The sequence below is a fragment of the Pseudomonas sp. 43(2021) genome (assembly GCF_017490805.1).
In the GTDB taxonomy this organism is placed as follows: domain Bacteria; phylum Pseudomonadota; class Gammaproteobacteria; order Pseudomonadales; family Pseudomonadaceae; genus Aquipseudomonas.
Genome location: NZ_JAFGYJ010000145.1, coordinates 1 through 638 on the forward strand (window position 1 = coordinate 1; position 638 = coordinate 638).

2 protein-coding genes are annotated in these 638 nt (G+C 58.0%); both read left to right on the forward strand.

The window, feature by feature from the left end; genetic code table 11:
• Window positions 1-75 precede the first annotated feature (75 nt).
• Window positions 76-384 (forward strand): hypothetical protein, encoded by a 309-nt coding sequence (locus J5M71_RS26415; RefSeq protein ID WP_016771497.1) that lies wholly within the window; start codon window positions 76-78, stop codon window positions 382-384.
• The coding region (locus J5M71_RS26420; RefSeq protein WP_207838411.1) for a DUF72 domain-containing protein at window positions 384-638 on the forward strand (255 nt) is incomplete at its 3' end. The genes J5M71_RS26415 and J5M71_RS26420, both read left to right, overlap by 1 nt.

Here is a 638-nt window from a genome sequence, read left to right on the forward strand (position 1 = left end):
CTAGTTATCACTCGGCAGTTTGCTAAGTCGGTCAAGTGCCGCTAAATTGCCATCATCGATACCGAGCATGACATTATGCGTATAGACGGCGTTTCCACTCAGTCCTACCCCATCAAGCGCAAGCCGCGTAAAGGCAATGCGGCGCTGGATGAGTCCGTCGAGATTATCGATGGCGAGCTGGAATTTCCGAGCGAGGAGCAACTGGCTGCTCGCGCCGCGCAAGCCACCGCGCAACGCCTGAGCAACCTGCCTGCCCGTCAACAAGACATGATCTACCACCGCGCGATGAAGAAGAGCGTAGCCATGGCTCTGGCCAGCTACCTGAGCACCGCCGGTTTTGTCGATTGGGACGCAGACGTGCTGGGCCTCGATCTGTATATCTGATGGATCTGCCTTACTACCTCGGTTGCCCGTCCTGGAGCGAAAATGCCTGGCGCGAGTATCTGTATCCGGTAGACGCAAAAACCTCCGACTTTCTCGCTCTCTACTGCCAGGTGTTCAACGCCGTCGAAGGCAACACCACCTTCTACGCCAGTCCATCGCCGGCTACCGTCCAGCGCTGGGCCGAGATCATGCCGGCACACTTTCGCTTCACTGCCAAATTCCCCGGCGACATCAGCCACAGCGGCGACTTGCGT